The sequence below is a fragment of the Vitreimonas sp. genome, from assembly GCF_035627415.1.
Taxonomy (GTDB): Bacteria; Pseudomonadota; Alphaproteobacteria; order Caulobacterales; family Aquidulcibacteraceae; genus Vitreimonas.
This window is the reverse complement of record NZ_DASPLU010000014.1, coordinates 21,416-41,304: the sequence shown is the minus strand read 5'-3', so window position 1 is coordinate 41,304 and position 19,889 is coordinate 21,416. Positions and strand designations below refer to the sequence as shown.

Here is a 19,889-nt window from a genome sequence, read left to right as displayed (position 1 = left end):
TTCATGTTCGGCGGGCTTCACCTCTGCTTTGCTCAACCGCGCCACGGAGGTTCACGCTCGATCACCCCGTTCTCGCATCGATCTCGAACAGCGGCCGACTGCTCTCCTTGCTGAACGGTGCAAGCAGTATCGCACGGTTTTTCTGCAGGCGGATAAGTTTCGTATGCGGGTGAGCGATTTCAGGAGGTTAGTGCGGAAAGAGCGGGGATAGAGCGGCGCGCTATCCCCCGCTCGAACGCAGCTCCGTCATGAACGGAGGCTCAATCGCCCTTCCTGCGGCGGCGCGGCGGCTGCGCTTCGAGCAGCCAAGCGGTCACCATCGCTTCGTAGTCGGCATAAGGGATCGCTTCAGGCTCGAACCCGAGACCGCCGGCGATCTGCCGGCTTCTTGCTGACAAAGTCTGCATACGCGCCTTGTATGAGCCTAGCGCCGGGAAGCCGGCGCCGCGAAACATTCGCCAGCCAATTCCGCACGCACGCCACGGCGTTGTCGACCTCGCCGCCGTGTTCGCGGATGTCCATTCCAGACAGGTCCGAGATGAATCGCTGATAGCGATAGCGATCGACATCGAGGACGAGACAACGCTTCTGCCGCTGCGCGTCTTCTCCGAACTTCTTCGCGCCCAGGAAGATGCCAAGCTCCAAGGGCATGTTGAACCTTGGCAGCCCGTTCTGCGGATCGAGTTCGGTTCGGGAGAGATCGTGAATGCCAAACCGGCACTCGCCGATAATGCCATACAGCTTCTCGATGCGGGGCTGACTGGCGTCTTCGAGTTCAAGCGCCGATCGAGGTCGAAACTCGCACGCGAAAATCGTGAAGATCAGCGCATCAAAAATGGGCTTGTAGTCTTCATCGAAAGGGCAATTGACGAACACATCGTCCGCCGACGTGGCCGTCGAACTCGTCACGCCTTCTTTTGGGCGAGCACGGTGCGCGTGACCTCACGCATCTTGTGCTGACTGACGCTGCCTCCCCGTTTCGCAACCGGTTTCAGGACAAACTTGCCGGTCACCGCGCTTCTGCCCAGCTTAACGGGCTCGCCGGCGGTTTTAGTCTGCTTCGCCATACCGCCACACTGCCAAAGCACAGCTTAATATTCAATGCGGGATGTCACCGACTTGCTTCCCGGGCGGAATTGCGCAGTTCGACGACAATGGTTTCGGCGCGATCGAGGCGGTCGAACAGGTCGGCGGCGTCGCCGGTGACGCAGCCGGCGTCGAAGCGCGTGCGCCGCTGCTCTGAACCATCGCGCGCGGACCAGACGACATCGCCGTAGGGGCCGTCGGCGATCAGGCGATGGCACGCGAAGTCTCGGTTTTCGTAGGGACGGAAGATGTCGCGGATCTGATCGAACGCCGCCGGCGAGACGGCGAACGTTGTGTTCTGATCGCCTTCGACATAGCGCCCTTCCCCGGCGCTGCTGACCGACCAGCTCGACGTCGGGTTGCCCCAATACATGCGCTCGACGGCGATGATTGTCGGATCGGGCGTTGCGGGCGATGTGGCGCATGCGCCGAGGAGGACGATCAAGCCAAGGAAAATTGTGCGCACGAGTTCGCCCCCCAAATGTTCATCGCGCCGAAGCGCAGCGTCCCTCGCCCATCCTTCATGCGTCTTGCTGTGCGTGCAAGCCCCGAAGCGCCGCGCGAGTCCCTATGGGCAAAAGCGAGCGCGCTCACCATCTGTGAACGGTGCAACCAGGGAGCGCGGAGCATGGGCGAGGTGCTGGTGCGGGCTTATCACGACGGCGACGCGGCCGCGTTCAAGGCGCTCAACATCCAGTGGATCGAGCAGCACTTTCGCGTCGAGCCCAAGGACCTCGAGGCGCTCGACCATCCTGAGCGCATTCTCGCCGACGGCGCGATCGCGATCGCCGAGATCGATGGCGAAGCGGTGGGCGCTTGCGCGCTGATCAGGCGGCCGGAATCCGGCACGTGGGAGATCGCGAAAATGGGCGTCGCGCCCGCGCGGCGCGGCGCCGGGATCGGCTCGGCGCTGATGGCGTACTTGATCGCGCTTGCGCCGTCGCTGGGCGCGCGGCGGCTCTACATCGAAACCAATTCCGCGCTGGCGCCGGCGATCCGCGTCTATGAGAAGTTCGGCTTCCGACACCTGCGCGCGGACGAGCATCCGGCTTCGCCGTACGTGCGTGCGGACGTGTTCATGGAGCGCGTTCTCTAAGGCGCGCAGCGTGCGCCTTCTTCGCGCGCTAGAGCGGCCCCCCGGTTTGTGCGGGCGCGCCGCCGCCTTCGCGCGGGACGCGCATGAAGTCGGGACCGCGATAGCCTGCGGCGGCGCCGTGAGCGGCGGCGAAGCCCTTCGGGAAACCGGAGCGGTCACTGTAGTCGCGCGGCGGCTCTTTGCGCGCGGCCTGCTGTGACAGCATCGCGCCGACGACCACATCGACGACGGTGATCGCGGCGACGGCGGCGAGCGCGGTTTTGGCGGCGACGCGCTTGTCGTTATCGGCGCTGAGCCCCTGCGCGAGCATCGCGAGATCCAGCGCGTCGCCCGCAACTCTGCTCCAGACCGCCGGCGCCGGGTTGGGCTGCAGCGCGCCGAGACCGGAAGCGATCTCACGCAAGCCGTAGGCGCGCAGCAAGCCGTCCTGGTTCTTCAGCCCAAGCGCGCGTGAAATCGCGCCGGGAAAAGCGAGCTCGGCCGCGCCGAGCGCGAGTGAGAAGAAGCCAAGCCCGCGCGCCGCGTGATCGACAAGGCCGAGCGAACTCTTGCGGAAGATGGTCTCAGGTTCGTGCATCATCTCTCGTCCTCCGGCTCAGTGGCGCGTCTGCGACATGTGTTCGGGCTTCAGCACGACCTTGATGCAGCTGTCCTGCTTGCGCTGGAACGTGCGGTACATTTCCGGTCCCGCTTCGAGCGGGCGCGTGTGAGTGATGACGAAGGACGGATCGATCAGCCCCTCCTCGATCATGCGCAGCAGATCGTCGGTCCAGCGGCAGACATTGGTCTGGCCGGTGCGGACGGTCAGGCCCTTGTTCATAAGCATGCCCAGCGGAATCATGTCGGAGACGCCGCCGTACACGCCAGGCACCGAGAGCACGCCGCCGGGCTTGCAGGCATAGATCATCTCCCGCAGCGCATGCGGGCGGTCCGTCTCCAGCATCAGCGCCTGCTTGGCGCGGTCGATCAGGTGAGCCGGCAGCATGCCGGAGTGCGCCTCCATGCCGACAGCGTCGATGCATTTCTCGGGGCCTTTGCCGCCGGTGAGTTCGTTCAGCCGTTCGATCACTTTCTCTTCGGCGTAGTTGATCGTTAGCGCGCCCGCGGCCGCGGCCATGCTGAGCCGCTCGGGGAAACGATCAATGGCGACGACTTGCTCGGCGCCGAGAAGGATCGCGCTGCGGATGGCCATTTGTCCGACCGGCCCGCAGCCCCAGACAGCGACCGTATCGGTCGGCTCGATGTCGCATTGCACCGCGGCTTGCCAGCCGGTCGGCAGAATGTCGCTGAGGAACAGGAGCTGCTCGTCGGAGAGGCTGTCAGGAACCTTGATGTGCGTGCGGTCCGCGAACGGCACGCGCAAATACTCGGCCTGTCCGCCGGGATAGGCGCCGGTCAGCGCCGAATAGCCGAACGCGCCGCTGCCGGCGTGCCCGAGCAGCTTGTCGGCGAACGCCCGGTTGCGGTTGGTCCGCTCGCAGGCCGAATAGTTGCCCCGCACGCACTGCTCGCATTCGCCGCAGAAGATCGTGAACGGCACGACGATGCGGTCGCCGACTTTCAGGTTCTTGTTGTCGCCCCCGACCTCGACGACTTCGCCCATGGTTTCGTGGCCGACGATGTCGCCCGGCTTCATGAACGGGATGAAGTTGTGGAAGAGGTGGAGGTCGGAGCCGCAGATGGCGCAGCTGGTGACCTTGATGATCGCATCGCGCCCATCCTCGATCTGCGGGTCAGGGACGGTGTCGCAGCGGATGTCCTGAGGGCCATGCCAAACCAGCGCCTTCATCGGCAATCTCCATTGCGGGATGCGCGATCAAGATTTTGCCGGCCGGCGCCGTTCCTCCGTCGGCGCAATATTTTTCTGCGGACGATCGATGCGGTGTGCGGCGGCGCCTGAAGTTATGCGCTGCGGCCGCGCAGACCCTCGCCGCGCGCGCATTGGATCGCTTCTTTGGGGGTGATCACCCAATCGAGGTGGGCGTCGTGCGGGCCGGTGGGGACGGCGTCCATTTCCTGTTCGGCGTAAGCGAGGCCGGCGGCGATGCAGCCGTGGGCGCGATAGAGCGAGATGATGCGATCGTAGTGGCCGCCGCCTTGGCCCAAGCGGCCGCCGGCGCGGTCGAAAGCGAGCAGCGGCACGAGCAGCAGGCGCGGGGAAAGATCGGCGCCGGTCGAGGGCGGCGACGGGACGCCGAATGCGTCGGCGGTGAGCGCCTCGCTGCCGCGCCAGGCGAGAAAGCGCGCCGGGCCGGCGCGGCTCTCCATCCGCGGCAAGGCGATGGTGCGCCCGGCTTTGGCGAGCGCGGCGAGCAGCGGGCGCCCGTCAATCTCGCCGCCGACCGGCCAGTAGCCGGCGACCGGGGACAGGCGGGCGAGTTCGAGCGGGAAGTTTTCGATCAGCTTAAGCGATGAATCGCCCGGTTCGAGCGCGGCGCGTTCGGCGCGCATCATCAGGCGCGCATCGGCTTTGGCGGCTTCGAGGGCGGGGTCGGTCATGGCGCTGCCGCGCGTGCGGGGGAGCTATCGAACGCGAAGCGTGAGACTGAGGCGGGCGTTGGCGTCGCCGCGTTCAACTTCCCCCTCCGGCTCGCTACGCTCGCCACCTCCCCCGCACGCGGGGGAGGAAGGCGGAACCACATGCGCCGGAAGGAATGCTCATCCTCTCGAACCCTAGCAATACTAGGTGGGCACCAGGTGCTCCAGACCACGGTCCGGAACAGAGCCAGCTCCCGAGAGAGATGATACGGTCCCAGGGATGAAAGCGCCTCTCGAACGCCGCAGTAACCGCCCGCGACGAACGTAGTGTGGCGCGGGCGCGCTCTCAAGCCACGCCTTGTGCGACGCGCAGCGCATCGATGCGGCCGCGGTCGTCGATCACCGCAGCGCCGGCCTTGGCGGCTTCGAGCTTGGCTTCGACCAGCATGTCGCTGAGGCGCTCGATCTCGTGGCGGGCGCGCACCAGCGCGGCGCTGGTCGCCTGGGTTTCGTCCAGCAGCGAAAGCGCGGCGAGCACGAGGCGATGGGCGTCGTCGCCGGCGAAGTGCGCCAAGCGCGCGTCAAGCGCGCGGGCGAGATCTTCTAGGCGCCGGCAATCGCCCTCGCCGCATTCGATGGTGAACTGACGGCCAAGAATGGTGACGTTGGTCTGCATCAGCGGACCCCCTCCCGAACGGCGGCGCCGAAGACGCGGACCGGCTCCGCGAGCGCCTCTGCGATAAGCGCCGGAGGCGCGCCGGGTTCCAGCCGGTCCAAGCTTCTTTCCAGCGCGCTGAGCGCGGCTTCGATGCGCTCGGCTTGGGCCGTTGTCGGCGCGGGTGGGGAATCGCTCGCCATTGCGACGAAATGTTACGGCGAAGTGCGATTCGGAGAAACCCTGCCCTGCGGTTCCGGACGTGGACGCAAGGACGCTTTGCAGCTATCCCCACAGCCACAAAATCAGGAGCAGGATCATGACGGTGAAGGTGGCGATCAACGGGTTCGGGCGGATCGGGCGAAATATCCTGCGCGCCATCTACGAATCCGGGCGCACCGACATCGAGGTGGTCGCCGTCAACGACCTGGGGCCGGTGGAAACCAACGCGCACCTGCTGCGCTATGACAGCGTTCACGGCCGTTTCCCCGGCGAAGTGAAGAGCGGCGAGGACTGGATCGATCTCGGCCGCGGCAAGATCAAGGTCACCGCGATCAAGAACCCGGCCGAGCTGCCGCACAAGGCGCTCGGTGTCGACATCGCCATGGAGTGCACCGGCATCTTCACCGCGCGCGACAAGGCGGCGGCGCACCTGGAAGGCGGCGCCAAGCGGGTGATCGTTTCGGCGCCGGGCGATAATGCGGACTACACGCTGGTCTATGGCGTCAACCATCAGGGGCTGACGAAGGACCATCTCGTCATCTCGAACGCCAGCTGCACGACCAACTGCCTCGCCCCGGTGGCGAAGGTGCTGCACGAGGCGATCGGCATCGAGCGCGGCATGATGACGACGATCCACTCCTACACCAACGACCAGCCCTCACTCGACCAGATGCACAAGGATCTCTACCGCGCCCGCGCCGCGGCGCTGAACATGATCCCGACCTCGACCGGCGCGGCGAAGGCGGTGGGCCTCGTTCTGCCGGAGCTCAAAGGCAAGCTCGACGGCTTCTCGATGCGGGTGCCGACGCCGAACGTCTCGGTCGTGGACTTGAAGTTCATCGCCAAGAAGGCGACCAGCAAGGAAGAGATCAACGCCGCGATCAAAGCGGCGGCGGAAGGCCCGCTGAAGGGCGTGCTCGGCTTCACCAACGAGAAGAACGTGTCGTGCGATTTCAACCACGATCCGCACTCCTCGATCTTCCACATGGATCAGACCAAAGTGATGGACGGGAATTTCTGCTCGATCCTCACCTGGTACGATAACGAGTGGGGCTTCTCGAACCGCATGGCCGACACCGCCGTGCATCTGGCGAAGCTGATCTGAGCGGCGCCAAACTCCGCTTCTACGAGAAGGTCGTCGTCGCCAAATGCGACGACGATCCGTCGCTGGTCGGATTGAGCGGCCACGTGCTCGGCATCGGCGATGCGCCGGGCGAGCCCGCCGCCTATGACGTTCTGATCGAAGCGACGGACCGGGTTTGTTGCTTCACCGAAGACGAGCTGACCGGCACGGGCGAGATCGCGCCACGCAGCCAATTCTTCGATGACAGCGCCGCGCCGCTCCGGGTGCGCGTCGTCGACGGCAAAGGCTTTCTGGCCGACGATTGAGCCGATGAAGCTGCCGCACCTGACGCCCGTCGCCAAAGGCCAGCTCTGGGGCATGGCGGCAGGGTTTGCGCTGGGGCTGCTGGCGTGCGCGCGGCTGGAGCTCTCGTACGCGATTTTCGTGATCGGCATGCTGGCGGCGTGGGTGGCGAGCGAACGCTATCTGGCGCCGCGCCTGACCGGCGCCGATGGGCGGACGGTTGCGCTCGCTGTGGTGAGCGGCTTGGCGTTTCCGGCGGTCGGCGTCGCGGCGGCGTGGCTGCTCGAAGCGCTGCGTCCTTAATCCTCGCCAGCGCGGTGAGAAACGCAAACGGCGGTTGAAGGCGCGGGCCTCAAGGCCGCTTTCGTGCGTTGATGGCTCCATGCGCGCGCGCCGGAGACCGGACGAGTTCACCGTGGCGTTTGGCGATCTTGGCTTCGCCATCGCCATCTTTGCGTGCGGGCTGTTCAACGCCCCGCTCTGGACGGCGGGGCTGGCGGCGTTCGGGATGCTGGCCTATTGGAGCTGGACCCGCCGCTCCATACTTAACCGGCTGCGCGGCGCGGCCTGGGCGAGCCAGACTTCGCTCGCGATTGCTGTGCTGATCGCCATCCTCGCAGGCGCCTACTGGCTGGGCCTTGGAGTGGGTGGCTCGCTCTAGGGGAAACGTCCAAAATGACCAAGCTTTCGATGCACGCCGTCAGCGCGACCGTACTCGTGCACATGCTGAAGAATTTGTCCGCCATTCTCGCCAAGGCCGAACAACAGGCGAAGGCGAAGGGCTACGATCCGGCCGTGCTGCTCAATGCGCGGCTCGCGCCGGACATGTTTGCGCTGACGCGGCAGGTGCAGATCGCGACCGACCAGGCCAAGGGCTGCGTCGCACGCCTCGCCGGCCACCAGCCGGAAGCGATCGAGGACACCGAGACCACGTTCGCCGAGTTGCAGGCGCGTATCCGCAAGGTGATCGGCATTGTCGAAGCCTACAAGCCGGAGCAGATCGACGGCTCGGAAGGGCGCGAAGTCACCGTGAAGATTCCGAACGACGAGCTGAAGTTCACCGGGCTCGACTACGTCAATCACTGGGTGATGCCGAACTTCTACTTCCACGTCACCACCGCCTACGCGATCCTGCGCGCGAACGGGATCGAGCTGGGCAAGCGGGATTTTCTGTTCAGCTAGCCGCTGCGCAGCTGATCATTTAGATCGTCATTCCGGACGCGCGGAGCGCGATCCGGAACCCAGGGGCGCGTGGCGCAGCGTTTGCCCCTGGGTTCCGGGTTCTCGCTTCGCGAGCCCCGGAATGACGAAGTTTGCATTAGGACCAAACGAAATGAGCTTTCGCCGCATCGAAGACGCGCCATTGAACCAAACCGCTTTGGTGCGTGTGGATTTCAACGTGCCGATGGCGGACGGGGCGGTGAGCGACGATACGCGGCTGCGCGCGGCGCTGCCGACGATCCAGGCGCTGCGCGCGAAGGGCTGCAAGGTGGCGCTCTTGGCGCACTTCGACCGGCCCAAGGGCCAACGCGTGCCGGAGATGTCGCTGAAGCCGGTGGCGCCGGCGCTGGAGAAGCTTCTCGGCGCGCCGGTGGCGTTTGCGGACGATTGCGTCGGCGAAGCGGCGAAGGCGGCGATCGCGGCGCTGCCTGCGGGCGGTGTGATCCTGCTGGAGAACACGCGCTACCACGCCGGCGAAGAGAAGAACGATCCGGCGCTGGCGAAGGAAATCGCCGCGCTCGGCGATTTCTACGTCAACGACGCCTTCTCCGCCGCGCACCGCGCGCATGCTTCGACCGAAGGCGTGGCGCACATCCTCCCATCGTACGCCGGCAAGCAGATGGAGCGCGAACTTGATGCGCTCGATGCGGCGCTCGGCAATCCCAAGCGCCCGGTGCTGGGCATTGTCGGCGGCGCCAAGGTGTCGACCAAGCTCGACCTGTTGCAGAACCTGATCGCCAAGCTCGACAAGCTCGCCATCGGCGGCGGCATGGCCAACACCTTCCTTTATGCTCAAGGCGTGGAGATCGGCGGCTCGCTGGCGGAAAAGGACATGGCCGACACCGCGCGCGCGATCATGGATGCGGCAAAGGGCAAGTGCGAGATTTTGCTGCCGGTCGACGTCGTGGTGGCGAAAGAAGTGAAACCGCACGCCGAAGCGCGCATCTGCGGGCTCGATGATATCAAGGCCGACGAGAAGATCCTGGATGCCGGCGAGAAGACGGTGCAGAAGCTTCGCCACGCGATGAAGCATTCGCACACCTTGATCTGGAACGGCCCGCTCGGCGTGTTCGAAGTGCCGCCGTTCGATCAGGCGACGGTGATCGCGGCGCAGGAAGCGGCGGAGCTGGCGAAGGCCGGCAAGCTGGTCGCGGTCGCCGGCGGCGGCGACACAGTGGCGGCGCTGAACCATGCGGGCGTTGTCGGCGACATGACGTTCGTTTCGACCGCCGGCGGCGCGTTCCTGGAATGGATGGAAGGCAAGGCGCTGCCGGGGGTCGAGGCGCTGCGGCGGTGAAGATTTCCACAGGCTCAAAGCCTGCGACATGTTGTTTTTTATGAGATTGTAACGTGCGCCGAACAACTCGCCGCTTCATGAGTTCAGCTCTAGCCCCGAATCGTGTCACGTGAGCTAATGTCCGAAGAACTCGCCCTCGCTTACGCCAATAGTGTCAACCGACAAGTCTGCGATGAATTTTCCTCAGATTTGCGAAAATTGACAGAAGTGACGGGCGGTCTGCCGCACGAGATAGAACGGGAGTTCGCGACGTTCTTCGCGGATCTTCAAACCGCAGCGGCCGAAACTCGGGAACTTATTGCCGAGATTGAAGCGCTCACTCGCTAGACGGGATATTTTTGGCGCGCGCGGTCGATGCTGCTTTGCATAGCGCGCGATAGTTTCTCAAACTGAGAGAACACGCGCTCATTCGCTTTTAGACGCTCGCCAGCCTTCCTCAAGGTCTCCTCCTGGAGTGACACCTTGAGCGCCAAGGCATTGCGTTCGCGTGCAAGCGTATCGCATTCGTCCTGCAGTTCAGCGATTTTCTTCTGCTGCTCAGTGCTCTCTTTTGCACTGAGATTGTTGACCCACTCTCTAGTATCCTTGTCAGCTCGAACGACATCGGTCGGTGGCGACGTTATGACGTGCCATGTCGTGCTGAAATGATGACTTATATTTGTAACGGTTTGACGAACCGCGCTGGTCGTGAAGGCTGCAGCAATGCCTGCGAAGGCCCCAGTAGCGACGATTACCCAAACTGATGGCCAATCCGATTGATGGATTTCAGCAAAGTTGCGCTGCCAATTGATCAGAATGTCCGGGTGGGGCCAGCCATAAACCCGGAAGTGCCAGCCCTTTTCGGTACCAAGCTCCACTAGTTGGAGCGCCATGATGGTGGCCGCGCTGATAATCCCGACGACACTGCTAAGACGCCTGCCCATTCCTCGCACGGTTGCGAGAAACCAGCTCTCCCGATCGCTACTTCCTGCGGTGTGAGCGCTCATCATTCTCCGGCCCCCCGGCAGAATTTTATTGCGATTGGTTAACTATACCATCTGCGGTAGCACGGGAAGACCTTATCCGGATCGGGCTGCGGCGCGGAGCACTGTACCTACGCGTTGCGCCACGTGGCCTTTTTCCACGCAGCGCGCTAAACACCCCGCCATCTATGCAAATCGCGGGGTTTTTCCCCGCCAAAACGGGGCGTTGACGTGAATCTCGAGGCATTGGCGAAGGTCGCCGACGACATGGTTCAGCCGGGTAAGGGCATCCTGGCGGCGGACGAATCCACCGGCACGATGGGCAAGCGGATGGCTGCGATCGGCGTCGAGAACAGCGAAGAGAACCGGCGCGATTATCGCGAGATGATGTTCCGCGCCAAGGAAGCGATGAGCTACGTCTCCGGCGTCATCCTCTATGACGAAACCATCTGGCAGGACGCCAAGGACGGCACGCCGCTGGTGAAGCTGATCGCCGACGCGGGCTCCATTCCCGGCATCAAGGTCGACGAAGGCACGCGCCAGCTTGCCGGCGCGAAGCCGGGCGAATGCATCACCAAGGGCCTCGACGGCCTCGATAAGCGCCTGCCGAAATATTACGAGCGCGGCGCGCGGTTCGCCAAATGGCGCGCGGTGATCGATCCCACCAACATCTCCTACGCCGGTGTGCTCGCCAACGCGCATGCGCTCGCGCGCTATGCGAACCTCTGCCAGGAATTCGACATCGTGCCGATCGTCGAGCCGGAAGTGCTGATGGACGCCGACAACGACATCGACACCACCTACGCCGTCACCGAGTGGGTGCTGAAGGAAGTTTTCCAGCAGCTCTACTATCTCAACGTGAAGCTCGAAGGCATCGTGCTGAAGCCGAACATGATCGTCCCGGGCAAGAAGTGCGCGAAGCAGGCCTCGGTCGACGAAGTCGCCGAGAAGACGATCAAGTGCCTCAAGGCGTGCGTGCCGGCGGCGGTGCCGGGCATCGCTTATCTCTCGGGCGGCCAGTCGGACGAACTCGCCACCGCGCACCTCTCGCGCATGAACGAAATCGGCGGTTTCCCGTGGCAGATGACGTTCTCCTACGGCCGCGCGCTGCAGGCGGCGCCGCAGAAGGCGTGGGGCGGCAAAGCCGAGAACGTCGCCGCGGCGCAAGCTGCGTTCCTGCACCGTGCGCGCATGAACGGCCTCGCCAGCACCGGCAAGTGGAACGAAGTGCTGGAGCGCCAGCAGGCGGCTTGATCGCCCAACGCGCGTGAACATCAAGGCCGGGCGCCCCGCGCGCTCGGCCTTTTTCATGGGTATGGCAAACGCGCTTTAACCTTGCGCGCTGACCGGGACTTAATCGGTTACGGCTAAGCTTCTGCGATCACATCGCGGGAGTTCGCCGTGGGATTGCTTGGCCTGCTGTTCAGCCTGAACGGGCGCATCAACCGCGCCCAGTATTGGCTCGGTACGATCGGCGTCAGCGTCGCCGTGTTCGTCCTCGTATTCGTGTTGATGCTTTCGACCGGCGCGTCGCTCGCCAACGCGAGGGAGAATCCGGCGGCGGCTGTCAGCGCGGTGGCTCGGCTGGCGCTGGCGATCGGGCCCATCCTGCTCGTTTCGAGCTGGTGCGGAATGGCGCTGCAGGTGAAGCGCTTCCACGATCGCGGCCGCAGCGGCTTGTGGGTGCTGCTGCCGGCTCTGCCGATGACGATGCTGGTCTCGACGCTGTTTCATGGCGTGGCGACCAACATGAGCGGCGCGGAAGTTGGCGCTGCGATGCAGCCGTGGCTGATGTTCTTGTGGCTGATCAATTTCGCCTTCTTCATCGATCTCGCCTGTCTGCCGAGCAAGGAAGGCCCAAACAAGTACGGCAATCCGCCGGGCGCGCCGCCCTCCTCGACGCCCTATGCGCCATCGGGCGCACCAGCTGGAAAAGCGGCGCCGGCCGCTGCCGCGGCAAGCTCCCTGCTCGGCGCTCAATCAGCAATGGACCGCGCCATCGCCGAGCGCGCGCGTCAGCCGCAAGGGCCGGTCAAAGCGGCCGCGTCGGCCCCACGCACAGCCGCCTCGCCGGCGTCAGCGGCCGCGCCCTCGTTCGGCCGCCGCGTCACGCGCTAGATTGTCCCCGCTTCGCGCCAACTTGGCCGTCGGCTCGACCGCAGCTATATTCAAGAGATGACGGATTTAGCGTCGCTAGCTGCAGATGCGCGCAGGGCCGCCCAGGAACGCTTGGGCGCCATGGTCCAGGACGTTGACGTTCACAACTACGTCGATGAAGACGGGGAGTCGGCCTACGAAGTCGTGTTTGTGCTGAGCAAATACGATCCGGACGTGCTCACTGCTCAGAACCGCTCATGGATCGTTCGCTCCATCATACGCAGACTGAAGGACGAGGGCGATACGCGGTTTCCCTTTGTGAAATTCATCTCCCGCGACGAGCTGGCCGAAGCCGCGAACGATGATTGACCCAGATTATCTGCTGTGGCGGTCTCACGAGGAGCTCACCCACAGAGAACGCGGCGCACCCAATCAAACATTTCTCAGGAGAGCGACCTCTGAAATCTACTACGCTCTCTTTCATGAACTCTGTCGCCAGATAGCCGACCAACATGTTGGCGCAACCCTCCGTCGAGAGCCCAGGTATTCGCTGATATATCGCTCTTTGGATCATGGTCGCGCCAAAGACGCCTGCAAAAAAGTCGCTGCCGATCCCCGGTCGAGCGCCGAATCGGCTCAAGTCGCCGCCACGTTCGTCACGCTACAAGAAGCTCGCCACCAAGCCGATTATAATCCGGCCCCACGCTTTCGCGTTGCGGAAGTGCATGGATATTTCCTGGACGCCGAAGCGGCAATCGACGAGCTGAGGGGAGGCTTCGTCGATAAGCCTCACTTCTTGACGCGTCTGCTTGCGCGTGAGCGAGCATAAGTTCGGTGCGCTGCCGCCTCTATCTGATCACGCCGCCCGCTCTGGAGCTCGCCGCCTTCACGCCGGCGCTGCGCGAAGCGCTGGGCGGCGGGGACGTCGCGTGCGTGCAGCTGCGGCTGAAGGACGTGAGCGACGCTGAGGTGCTGCGGATCGGCGCGGCGCTGATGCCGATCGTACAGGAGGCGGGCGCGGCGTTCATCGTCAACGATCGTCCTGACCTCGCCGCCAAACTTCGAGCAGATGGCGTGCACATCGGCCAGGACGACGCCAGCTACGCCGCGGCGCGCGCCGCCGTTGGCAAAGACGGGATCGTCGGCGTCACCTGCCACGACTCGCGCGATCTCGCGTACGAAGCGGCGGAGGCCGGCGCGGACTATGTCGCGTTCGGCGCGTTCTATCCGACGGCGACGAAAACGCCGAAGACCAGCGCCGATCCGGAGCTGCTCGAAATCTGGCAGGAGACGATGGAGACGCCCTGCGTCGCCATCGGCGGCATCACGGTCGAGAACGCCGCGCCGCTGGTGCGCGCGGGTGCGGATTTTCTCGCCGTCTCGGCCGGGGTGTGGACGCACCCGCAAGGACCAGGCGCGGCGGTGTCGGCGTTCAATGAACTCTTCGACGTGCTGGCGAAGGGATAGAGTCAGAAAGGGGCGCGCGGCCCAACAACGCCGCAAGCCGCACAAGCAAAGCGCGCGCAGCGGCATGCTCCGCTTCGCCGCGCCAATCCGAAAGATCGGCGGCGGTGACAACGCCGAACGGCGGCGCGATCTCGCAGCGCTCGAACAGCACCGGCGCGAGCATGCCGCGCGCCAAACCGAGCCGCGCTTCCTCACGCACATGCGGCGAAGCGCAAGCGGCCCTGCTCCAGCACACGATCATCGATTCGGCGCAGTCGATCTGGCGCGCGATCTGAGGACGCCATTCCACGCCGATTTCCAGCTCCGCATCGAACCAGGTCGAGACGCCGCGCTCGTGCAGAAAGGCGCGCAACTGTTCTGCGCGGCGCCGGTCCTCGCGCTTGTAGGCAATGAAAACCTCGCTCATCGCGCCCTCCCGCCGCCGCAGTGTAGCGGCGAGCGCGCCGGATCGGAACATCGGCGGCGCGCCTTGGTTTTCCGCGAAAGCCACAAGGAGCACGAGATGGCGCAGAAGCTGGCCGGAAAGAAAGTCGCGGTTCTGGCGACCGACGGGTTCGAGCAATCGGAACTGACCGAACCCGTAAAGGCGCTGAGGAACGCCGGCGCCGTCGCCGAGATCGTCTCGCCGAAAGCGGGCGAAATCCAGGGCATGCGGCACGACGAGAACGGCGACAGGATTCGCGTCGACAAGCCGCTCGCCGAGGCGGACGCCGGTGACTATGACGCGCTGGTGCTGCCGGGCGGCGTCGCCAATCCGGACAAGCTGCGCCTCGAACGTGAAGCGATCGCCTTCATCCGCCGCTTCGTCGAGGACGACAAGCCGATCGCGGCGATCTGCCATGGGCCGTGGACGCTGATCGACGCCGGCGGCATCGAAGGACGCAGGATGACGTCCTGGCCCTCGCTCAAGGCGGACCTCAAGAACGCCGGCGCGCAATGGGTCGATGAAGAGGTCGTCGTCGACAATGGGCTCGTCACTTCGCGCAAACCGGACGATCTGCCGGCGTTCTGCGCCAAGATGATCGAGGCGTTCGGCGAAGGCCGCCATCCGAACGGCGCGGCCGGCTTCACTGGCGCCGAACGCGAGAACCGGGCGCAGTGAGCTCGCCCGCCGGGCGGAAGCCAAGCGAAGCCAATTGCGGCGGGAATACGCCCGCCGCCGGCGCCCGGCCGGGCTAGGAAATCGGGCCGAACCCGCCTACGTCTGAGCGCAGATTAGGAGCCCTGCCCCAGATGTTGACCTACCGCCTGGACGACGAAGACGAGAAGAAGAACCCGGCCGACGCCCGCAACGCCCCGGACGTGATCGAGAAGGCGCTGTTCGACGCCCGCGTCGTGATGCTGACGGGCGAAGTGAACGACATCCAGGCCCGGCGCGTGACCGAGCGCCTGTTCGCGCTCTCCAGCCAGAACTCGAAGCCGATCACCTTCGTGATCTCCTCGCCCGGCGGCCACGTCGAGAGCGGCGACATGATCCATGACGCGGTGAAGTTCATCGACGCGCCGGTGCAGATGCTGGGCACCGGCTGGGTCGCCAGCGCCGGCGCCCTCATTTATTGCGCCGCCCCGCGCGAGCGCCGTTTCTGCCTGCCGAACACGCGCTTTTTGCTGCACGAACCGCGCGGCGGCGTCGGCGGCATGGCCTCGGACGTGGAAATCCAGGCGCGGGAAATCCTGCGCATGCGCGAGCGGCTGAACCACATCTTCGCCGCCGCCACCGGCCAGCCGGTGGAGAAGATCAAGAAGGACATCGACCGCGATTACTGGATGCTGGCCGAAGAAGCGAAAGCATACGGCCTCGTCGGCCGCATCGTGAACCACCAGCGCGAGCTGAGTTAAGCTCTTGCTGAGCAAGTCCAGCGCCTGTGCATCCTGTGAGTGCTTTGCAGCGGCGCTGTACTCGTAAGCACCTCGTTAGACTAGACCTAGTACAAACGGGCAGGAGCGCTGAGCTTCTGTCCGTTTTTTCATGATCGGCACTCGCGCCTCAGGCGCGTTTGGTTCCACAACCTGACAGAATGCTTAGGAAAACGAGGCGGAGTTCCTCTGGCCCCGCCCCCTCCCTGTCCCATTTTCGCCCTGTGGAGAAGTAAAAACGCATACCTGTGACCGCGGCGCGCTGCGGGGCGGTCGCGACCAACTTCTTATCAATAGCCACGGCGGGCGGGGTCGTCCGTCCATGAACTAGAGAGACCAAGATGGCCGCTCGGTGGGTCGGACTTGTTCGTCCGAACAATAAAAAAGCAAATGCCCGTACCGCTGCAAAGCGCAGCGTTAAGCACTCCCTTCATGCGCTCGGCGCGACGAGCGTGCTCGTCATGGCCGCCGCGTTCAATTTTGCGCTCCATCCCGAAGCGCTGGCCGAAGTTGTTGGCAGCGAACGTCAGATCGTCGGCTTCGTTCCGGACCGGCCGGCGGCGAGCGCAGCGGAACAACAGGCGGTAGCGCCAGTGGTGCTGAACGAGGCCGAAGTGCGCCTTCTCGCCGCCACGATTTGGGGCGAAGCGCGCAGCGAAGGCGAAGACGGCATGCGGGCCGTGGCGCACGTGATGGTCAACCGCGTAGGGCAACGCTTCGGCGAGAACCTCGAAACGGTGATCATGACGCCGTACCAGTTCTCGGTGTGGAATCGCGGCGACCCGAACCGGCGTCTCGTGTCGAACCCGGAGCGCTATGCGACCGGCGGCGTCGCGCTGGAGACGTGGGAAGCGGCGCAACGCATCGCGCGCGAAGTGCTCTCGGGCCAATCGGTCGATCCGACCGGCGGGGCGCTCTTCTATCACACGCGCGCCGTGCGGCCGTCCTGGGCGCGCCAAGGCGTCGGCCGGCAAGTGTTCGGCGCGCACATCTTCTACGCCGATGTGCCGGACGCCGGCGTGCGGCGCACGCCGCGCACGCTGACCCGCGTGACGCAGGTGGCGCACACGTTCCGTCAGCCGCTGGCGATCGACGGCCCGGCCGCCGAGGGCCCGCGCGCCGGACGCGTCGGCGGCGTGATCCAGCGTGCGTCCGCCTCGATGGCGCGCCAGCGCCTGCCGAGCGAGACCATCGATGTGAACGCCGCGGCGACGCCGACCATCAACGGCGTGCCGATCAGCCAACAGACTTCGCTGCGCTAAGCGCAACGACCGAACGGAAAACAGCGAGCCGCCCTAGACGGGCGGCTCGTTTGCTTTTTCGCCGTCCCAATAGTCGATGCTCGCGCCTTCGCGGAGGATCAAGCGGTCGAGACTGTTGATCATGATCTTGCCGCTGTCGGGATAGACGCAGGTTTCGTTCGCGGCGCGGTCGCCGATCATGATGAAGCGGAACGGCTTGTCGGTTTCATTGATCAGGCAATGGCCGGCGCGCTGGCCGGCCGGGAAGCCGACATAATCGCCGGCTTTGATCGGATAACGCGCATCACCGAGCCGGAGCGTGGCTTCGCCTTCAAGCGCGATGATGTGCTCCTCCTCCACCATATGATAATGGAACGGCACGCTCTGCTTGCCGGGCGGCAATTCCTCGTAGCTGACGCCGATCTTGCGTCCATCCTTGCGCGTATCGGAGAGGACGCGATAGCGGGAGCCGAAGCGCACGCTCTCGCTCCATTCGGTCCACGGCACGGTGTCGATGGTGATCGGGCCGCGCGGCTTTGCTTCGTTCATTTATCCGCTCCAGGTACGATCGCGCACTCCCAGCCGTCGTAGACAACGCCGAACTCGGCGGCGAGCGCCTCCATCTCTTCGCTGATCCGATTGATGCCGACGGGATCGACGCGCCTTTGCGCCTCACCGCTGACACCGTCGCCATGCAGCGTGTAGATCGACCAGCCGGCGGCGACCAACCGCTCGGCCAGCGGATTGAAGACAAGCTCCCCGTCGCGCTCATCGTCTTCGGCGCGAAGGAAAAAGACGAGCGTATGACGCACGGACGACAGATCGTCGCCATGCTGGTTCAATTGTTCGAGGATCGCCCGATCGGCGGGACGGCTCACCTTGTCCAAATCGCTCATGCTCACGTCCAGATGCGGATGAACTCGTCCATGTTCGGCAGCACGTCGACGAGGCCGTGCAGCAGAACCACGAGCAGCAAAGACTTGGTCCGCGCATAGATCAAGCCGAACAGGAGCCCCATCGGCGCGAGCACGGCGATCGTGTAGGCGATCACCTGCAGCAGATCGGCCGAAGAGCCATCCGTATCGGCGCTGCCGCGCAGGAAAAGGCCGGGCGCGTGGACGGCGCCGAAGACGAGCGCCGAGACGAACACCCCGGCCCAGGCCGACTTGAACAGCGCCTGCAGCCGCGTCTGCAGCACGGCGCGGAAGAGCACTTCCTCGTTGAGGCCGGCTTCGATGGCGATCCAGATGAAGCTCACGGGCGCGACCCAGGCCAAGGTCGCGAACGCTGGTTCGGTCGCGGCGATGTTCTTGAGGCTGGGGCTGATGAGGCATTGCAGCGCCAGCAGGATCGCGCCGAGCACGATCAGCGTGCGCCAGAACTTGCGGCCGCTGAGGCCGGCCTGGAACAGCGGCCCGAGCCGCGCGCCGAGCGCCAGCAGCAAAAGCGCCGGGATCGCGACGTGCGCCAACAGCTTCAGGCCCATGACCAACAGCTCCTGCGCTTGCCCTTCCGGGAAGGCGGCGCGCGCGGCGCTCATGCCGTAGCCGAGAAAGAGCACGGCGTAGACGAGGAGGTAGATGATGAGGACGCCGCTCTCGAGCGCGGGCCGCCTCACCTCGATCGGCGGCGCATTGGCGCCGCGCGTCAGCAGCCAAGCGATGCCCGACAGTGCGATCCCGAAGATCGCCATCACGAAGACGCCCGTGAACCAATCCTCGTTGGCTTTGGCGAAGAGGTAATAGACCGAGCCGCCCCAAATGGCGGCGAATGCGAGCACAGCGGCGACGGCCGCGCCCACGCCGTTGCGTGTCGCTGACATGAAAAGCGCACCCTCCTGTTTCCAGGAGGATGCGCCTCATTGTTCCTTTGGATGCGACCTAGTGGCTCTCGTTGCGCCAGATCTGCTTGTACGAAAGATACAAGAGCCCGGTGAGCACGATCAGGAAGGCGAGCACGACGATGCCCATACGCTTGCGCTCTTCCATGTGCGGATCGGCCGCCCATTGCAGGAAGTGCGTCACGTCGGCGGCGTATTGCTCGACCGTGGTGGGCGAGCCGTCGGCGTAAGGGACCGCGCCTTCGGCCAGCGGCGGCGGCATCGCGATCATGTGGCCCGGGAAGTACGGGTTCTCGTAGAGCGCGCCCTCGCTGGCGCCGGTGTAGCCGGTGAGCAGCGCATAGATGTAATCGGCGCCGCCGTGGCGGGCCGACGTGATCACCGAAAGATCCGGCGGGTAGGCGCCGCCGTTCGCAGCGCGCGCGGCGATCTCGTTCGGGAACGGGCGGCGGAAACGGTCCGAGATGCGGCCCGGGCGATCCGTCATCTGGCCCGAGTTCGGATCGACATCGGAGATGGTCACGCCCGCCGCGATGGCGCGCACGTACGGGTTCTCGGTGACGTCGACGAACTGGCCGCCATGCTCGGGCTTGCCGATAACCAGCTCCAGCTCGCCGGTCTCGTGATTTCGCACCATGTATCCTGCGAACGGACCGCCCTCTTCGCCGAGATGGCGATAAGCGAGGTGATCCATGCCGTGACAGGTCGCGCAGACTTGCTGATAGACCTGATAGCCGCGCTGCACTGCGGCCATGTCGTAGCCGTCGACAGGGCTGTCGAAGCTGAACGCGTGGTCGTGCGGGTGCTCGGCATCCCCGGCGGCGAAGGCGACGCCGACGCCCGCGATCATCACGGCGGCGGCGACTGAGAGTGCGCGCAACATTTACGAAGCCCCCTGCACTTGGCCGTCAATCACCGGCTTCGCGATCGTGTCCGGCACGCGGCCGGGCTTTTCGCGGAGGCCCAGCAGCGGCAGGATGATGAGGAAGAAGAGGAAGTAATAG

General features: G+C 64.9%; 29 protein-coding genes and 1 other RNA gene. 17 read left to right on the top strand and 13 right to left on the bottom strand.

Annotated features, from left to right (window positions below; all coding sequences use genetic code 11):
• Window positions 1–260: 260 nt before the first annotated feature.
• Window positions 261–407, bottom strand: coding sequence for a hypothetical protein (locus VEA80_RS10590; RefSeq protein ID WP_325060705.1), 147 nt, complete (start codon window positions 405–407; stop codon window positions 261–263).
• Between the two features lie 7 nt (window positions 408–414).
• Here VEA80_RS10590 and VEA80_RS10585 point away from each other — a divergent pair, with 7 nt between their 5' ends.
• Window positions 415–960 carry a hypothetical protein gene (locus VEA80_RS10585; RefSeq protein WP_325060704.1) on the top strand — a complete coding sequence of 182 codons (546 nt, stop codon included), beginning with the start codon at window positions 415–417 and terminating at the stop codon, window positions 958–960.
• Between the two features lie 151 nt (window positions 961–1,111).
• On the opposite strand, the gene VEA80_RS10580 is transcribed toward VEA80_RS10585, so the two are convergent.
• Window positions 1,112–1,552 (bottom strand): hypothetical protein, encoded by a 441-nt coding sequence (locus VEA80_RS10580; RefSeq protein WP_325060703.1) that lies wholly within the window; start codon window positions 1,550–1,552, stop codon window positions 1,112–1,114.
• A gap of 162 nt (window positions 1,553–1,714) precedes the next feature.
• On the opposite strand from VEA80_RS10580, the gene VEA80_RS10575 reads away from it, so the two are divergent.
• On the top strand, window positions 1,715–2,182 hold the full coding sequence (locus VEA80_RS10575) for a GNAT family N-acetyltransferase (RefSeq protein WP_325060702.1): 468 nt from the start codon (window positions 1,715–1,717) through the stop codon (window positions 2,180–2,182).
• A gap of 28 nt (window positions 2,183–2,210) precedes the next feature.
• Here VEA80_RS10575 and VEA80_RS10570 read toward each other — a convergent pair whose 3' ends face one another.
• The 5 genes from VEA80_RS10570 to VEA80_RS10550 all read right to left on the bottom strand — a co-directional run bounded on the left by VEA80_RS10570 (window position 2,211) and on the right by VEA80_RS10550 (window position 5,336).
• The gene (locus VEA80_RS10570) at window positions 2,211–2,762 is read right to left on the bottom strand and encodes a hypothetical protein (RefSeq protein ID WP_325060701.1); all 552 of its coding nucleotides are present in this window, start codon (window positions 2,760–2,762) and stop codon (window positions 2,211–2,213) included.
• Window positions 2,763–2,777: 15 nt separating this feature from the next.
• Window positions 2,778–3,971 (bottom strand): zinc-dependent alcohol dehydrogenase, encoded by a 1,194-nt coding sequence (locus tag VEA80_RS10565; RefSeq protein ID WP_325060700.1) that lies wholly within the window; start codon window positions 3,969–3,971, stop codon window positions 2,778–2,780.
• Window positions 3,972–4,084: 113 nt separating this feature from the next.
• Complete coding sequence (locus VEA80_RS10560) at window positions 4,085–4,681, bottom strand: 5-formyltetrahydrofolate cyclo-ligase (RefSeq protein ID WP_325060699.1); 597 nt, start codon at window positions 4,679–4,681, stop codon at window positions 4,085–4,087.
• Window positions 4,682–4,811: 130 nt separating this feature from the next.
• A non-coding RNA gene (gene ssrS / locus VEA80_RS10555) (6S RNA) lies at window positions 4,812–4,972 on the bottom strand.
• A gap of 34 nt (window positions 4,973–5,006) precedes the next feature.
• Window positions 5,007–5,336, bottom strand: a complete 330-nt coding sequence (locus VEA80_RS10550) for a cell division protein ZapA (protein ID WP_325060698.1) — start codon at window positions 5,334–5,336, stop codon at window positions 5,007–5,009.
• A gap of 298 nt (window positions 5,337–5,634) precedes the next feature.
• Here VEA80_RS10550 and gap point away from each other — a divergent pair, with 298 nt between their 5' ends.
• The 7 genes from gap to VEA80_RS10515 all read left to right on the top strand — a co-directional run bounded on the left by gap (window position 5,635) and on the right by VEA80_RS10515 (window position 9,748).
• Window positions 5,635–6,642 carry a type I glyceraldehyde-3-phosphate dehydrogenase gene (gap, locus tag VEA80_RS10545; protein WP_325060697.1) on the top strand — a complete coding sequence of 336 codons (1,008 nt, stop codon included), beginning with the start codon at window positions 5,635–5,637 and terminating at the stop codon, window positions 6,640–6,642.
• The gene (locus tag VEA80_RS10540) at window positions 6,585–6,926 is read left to right on the top strand and encodes a hypothetical protein (protein ID WP_325060696.1); all 342 of its coding nucleotides are present in this window, start codon (window positions 6,585–6,587) and stop codon (window positions 6,924–6,926) included. Before gap ends, VEA80_RS10540 begins: the two co-directional genes overlap by 58 nt.
• A gap of 4 nt (window positions 6,927–6,930) precedes the next feature.
• Complete coding sequence (locus tag VEA80_RS10535; protein ID WP_325060695.1) at window positions 6,931–7,206, top strand: hypothetical protein; 276 nt, start codon at window positions 6,931–6,933, stop codon at window positions 7,204–7,206.
• A 79-nt stretch (window positions 7,207–7,285) separates the two neighbouring features.
• Entirely contained in the window at window positions 7,286–7,564 is a 279-nt protein-coding gene (locus tag VEA80_RS10530; RefSeq protein WP_325060694.1) for a hypothetical protein, read from the top strand.
• Between the two features lie 14 nt (window positions 7,565–7,578).
• Window positions 7,579–8,085: a DUF1993 domain-containing protein gene (locus VEA80_RS10525; protein WP_325060693.1), complete on the top strand. Its 507-nt coding sequence runs from the start codon at window positions 7,579–7,581 to the stop codon at window positions 8,083–8,085.
• Between the two features lie 151 nt (window positions 8,086–8,236).
• On the top strand, window positions 8,237–9,421 hold the full coding sequence (locus tag VEA80_RS10520) for a phosphoglycerate kinase (protein WP_325060692.1): 1,185 nt from the start codon (window positions 8,237–8,239) through the stop codon (window positions 9,419–9,421).
• A 117-nt stretch (window positions 9,422–9,538) separates the two neighbouring features.
• Window positions 9,539–9,748 carry a hypothetical protein gene (locus VEA80_RS10515; protein ID WP_325060691.1) on the top strand — a complete coding sequence of 70 codons (210 nt, stop codon included), beginning with the start codon at window positions 9,539–9,541 and terminating at the stop codon, window positions 9,746–9,748.
• Here VEA80_RS10515 and VEA80_RS10510 read toward each other — a convergent pair.
• Window positions 9,745–10,410, bottom strand: a complete 666-nt coding sequence (locus VEA80_RS10510) for a hypothetical protein (protein ID WP_325060690.1) — start codon at window positions 10,408–10,410, stop codon at window positions 9,745–9,747. The two genes, VEA80_RS10515 and VEA80_RS10510, sit on opposite strands and share 4 nt — an antisense overlap.
• A gap of 204 nt (window positions 10,411–10,614) precedes the next feature.
• On the opposite strand from VEA80_RS10510, the gene VEA80_RS10505 reads away from it, so the two are divergent.
• The 5 genes from VEA80_RS10505 to thiE all read left to right on the top strand — a co-directional run bounded on the left by VEA80_RS10505 (window position 10,615) and on the right by thiE (window position 13,947).
• Entirely contained in the window at window positions 10,615–11,637 is a 1,023-nt protein-coding gene (locus VEA80_RS10505; protein ID WP_325060689.1) for a class I fructose-bisphosphate aldolase, read from the top strand.
• Between the two features lie 147 nt (window positions 11,638–11,784).
• The gene (locus tag VEA80_RS10500) at window positions 11,785–12,501 is read left to right on the top strand and encodes a DUF805 domain-containing protein (protein WP_325060688.1); all 717 of its coding nucleotides are present in this window, start codon (window positions 11,785–11,787) and stop codon (window positions 12,499–12,501) included.
• A gap of 120 nt (window positions 12,502–12,621) precedes the next feature.
• Window positions 12,622–12,849 carry a hypothetical protein gene (locus tag VEA80_RS10495; RefSeq protein WP_325060687.1) on the top strand — a complete coding sequence of 76 codons (228 nt, stop codon included), beginning with the start codon at window positions 12,622–12,624 and terminating at the stop codon, window positions 12,847–12,849.
• Window positions 12,842–13,309 (top strand): hypothetical protein, encoded by a 468-nt coding sequence (locus tag VEA80_RS10490; protein ID WP_325060686.1) that lies wholly within the window; start codon window positions 12,842–12,844, stop codon window positions 13,307–13,309. Before VEA80_RS10495 ends, VEA80_RS10490 begins: the two co-directional genes overlap by 8 nt.
• Window positions 13,306–13,947 carry a thiamine phosphate synthase gene (gene thiE, locus VEA80_RS10485; RefSeq protein WP_349257244.1) on the top strand — a complete coding sequence of 214 codons (642 nt, stop codon included), beginning with the start codon at window positions 13,306–13,308 and terminating at the stop codon, window positions 13,945–13,947. The genes VEA80_RS10490 and thiE overlap by 4 nt, the downstream gene beginning before the upstream one ends.
• Here the strand turns inward: thiE and VEA80_RS10480 are convergent.
• Window positions 13,913–14,353 carry a toll/interleukin-1 receptor domain-containing protein gene (locus tag VEA80_RS10480; protein ID WP_325060684.1) on the bottom strand — a complete coding sequence of 147 codons (441 nt, stop codon included), beginning with the start codon at window positions 14,351–14,353 and terminating at the stop codon, window positions 13,913–13,915. The genes thiE and VEA80_RS10480 overlap by 35 nt on opposite strands.
• 96 nt (window positions 14,354–14,449) lie before the next feature.
• On the opposite strand from VEA80_RS10480, the gene VEA80_RS10475 reads away from it, so the two are divergent.
• The 3 genes from VEA80_RS10475 (at window position 14,450) to VEA80_RS10465 (ending at window position 17,066) form a co-directional block, all read left to right on the top strand.
• Window positions 14,450–15,049, top strand: coding sequence for a type 1 glutamine amidotransferase domain-containing protein (locus tag VEA80_RS10475; RefSeq protein ID WP_325060683.1), 600 nt, complete (start codon window positions 14,450–14,452; stop codon window positions 15,047–15,049).
• A 131-nt stretch (window positions 15,050–15,180) separates the two neighbouring features.
• Window positions 15,181–15,786: an ATP-dependent Clp protease proteolytic subunit gene (locus VEA80_RS10470; RefSeq protein WP_325060682.1), complete on the top strand. Its 606-nt coding sequence runs from the start codon at window positions 15,181–15,183 to the stop codon at window positions 15,784–15,786.
• Window positions 15,787–16,265: 479 nt separating this feature from the next.
• Window positions 16,266–17,066 (top strand): cell wall hydrolase, encoded by an 801-nt coding sequence (locus tag VEA80_RS10465; RefSeq protein ID WP_325060681.1) that lies wholly within the window; start codon window positions 16,266–16,268, stop codon window positions 17,064–17,066.
• Between the two features lie 33 nt (window positions 17,067–17,099).
• On the opposite strand, the gene VEA80_RS10460 is transcribed toward VEA80_RS10465, so the two are convergent.
• From VEA80_RS10460 to VEA80_RS10445, 4 genes are read right to left on the bottom strand one after another with little or no spacing between them, the layout of a single operon-like run.
• A complete protein-coding gene (locus VEA80_RS10460; protein WP_325060680.1) occupies window positions 17,100–17,594 on the bottom strand; it encodes a cupin domain-containing protein in 495 nt (164 codons plus the stop codon).
• Entirely contained in the window at window positions 17,591–17,941 is a 351-nt protein-coding gene (locus VEA80_RS10455; protein WP_325060679.1) for a ribonuclease E inhibitor RraB, read from the bottom strand. Before VEA80_RS10455 ends, VEA80_RS10460 begins: the two co-directional genes overlap by 4 nt.
• Window positions 17,942–17,943: 2 nt before the next feature.
• The gene (locus tag VEA80_RS10450) at window positions 17,944–18,867 is read right to left on the bottom strand and encodes a CPBP family intramembrane glutamic endopeptidase (protein WP_325060678.1); all 924 of its coding nucleotides are present in this window, start codon (window positions 18,865–18,867) and stop codon (window positions 17,944–17,946) included.
• A gap of 58 nt (window positions 18,868–18,925) precedes the next feature.
• Window positions 18,926–19,768 (bottom strand): cytochrome c1, encoded by an 843-nt coding sequence (locus VEA80_RS10445; RefSeq protein WP_325060677.1) that lies wholly within the window; start codon window positions 19,766–19,768, stop codon window positions 18,926–18,928.
• Window positions 19,769–19,889 lie beyond the last annotated feature (121 nt).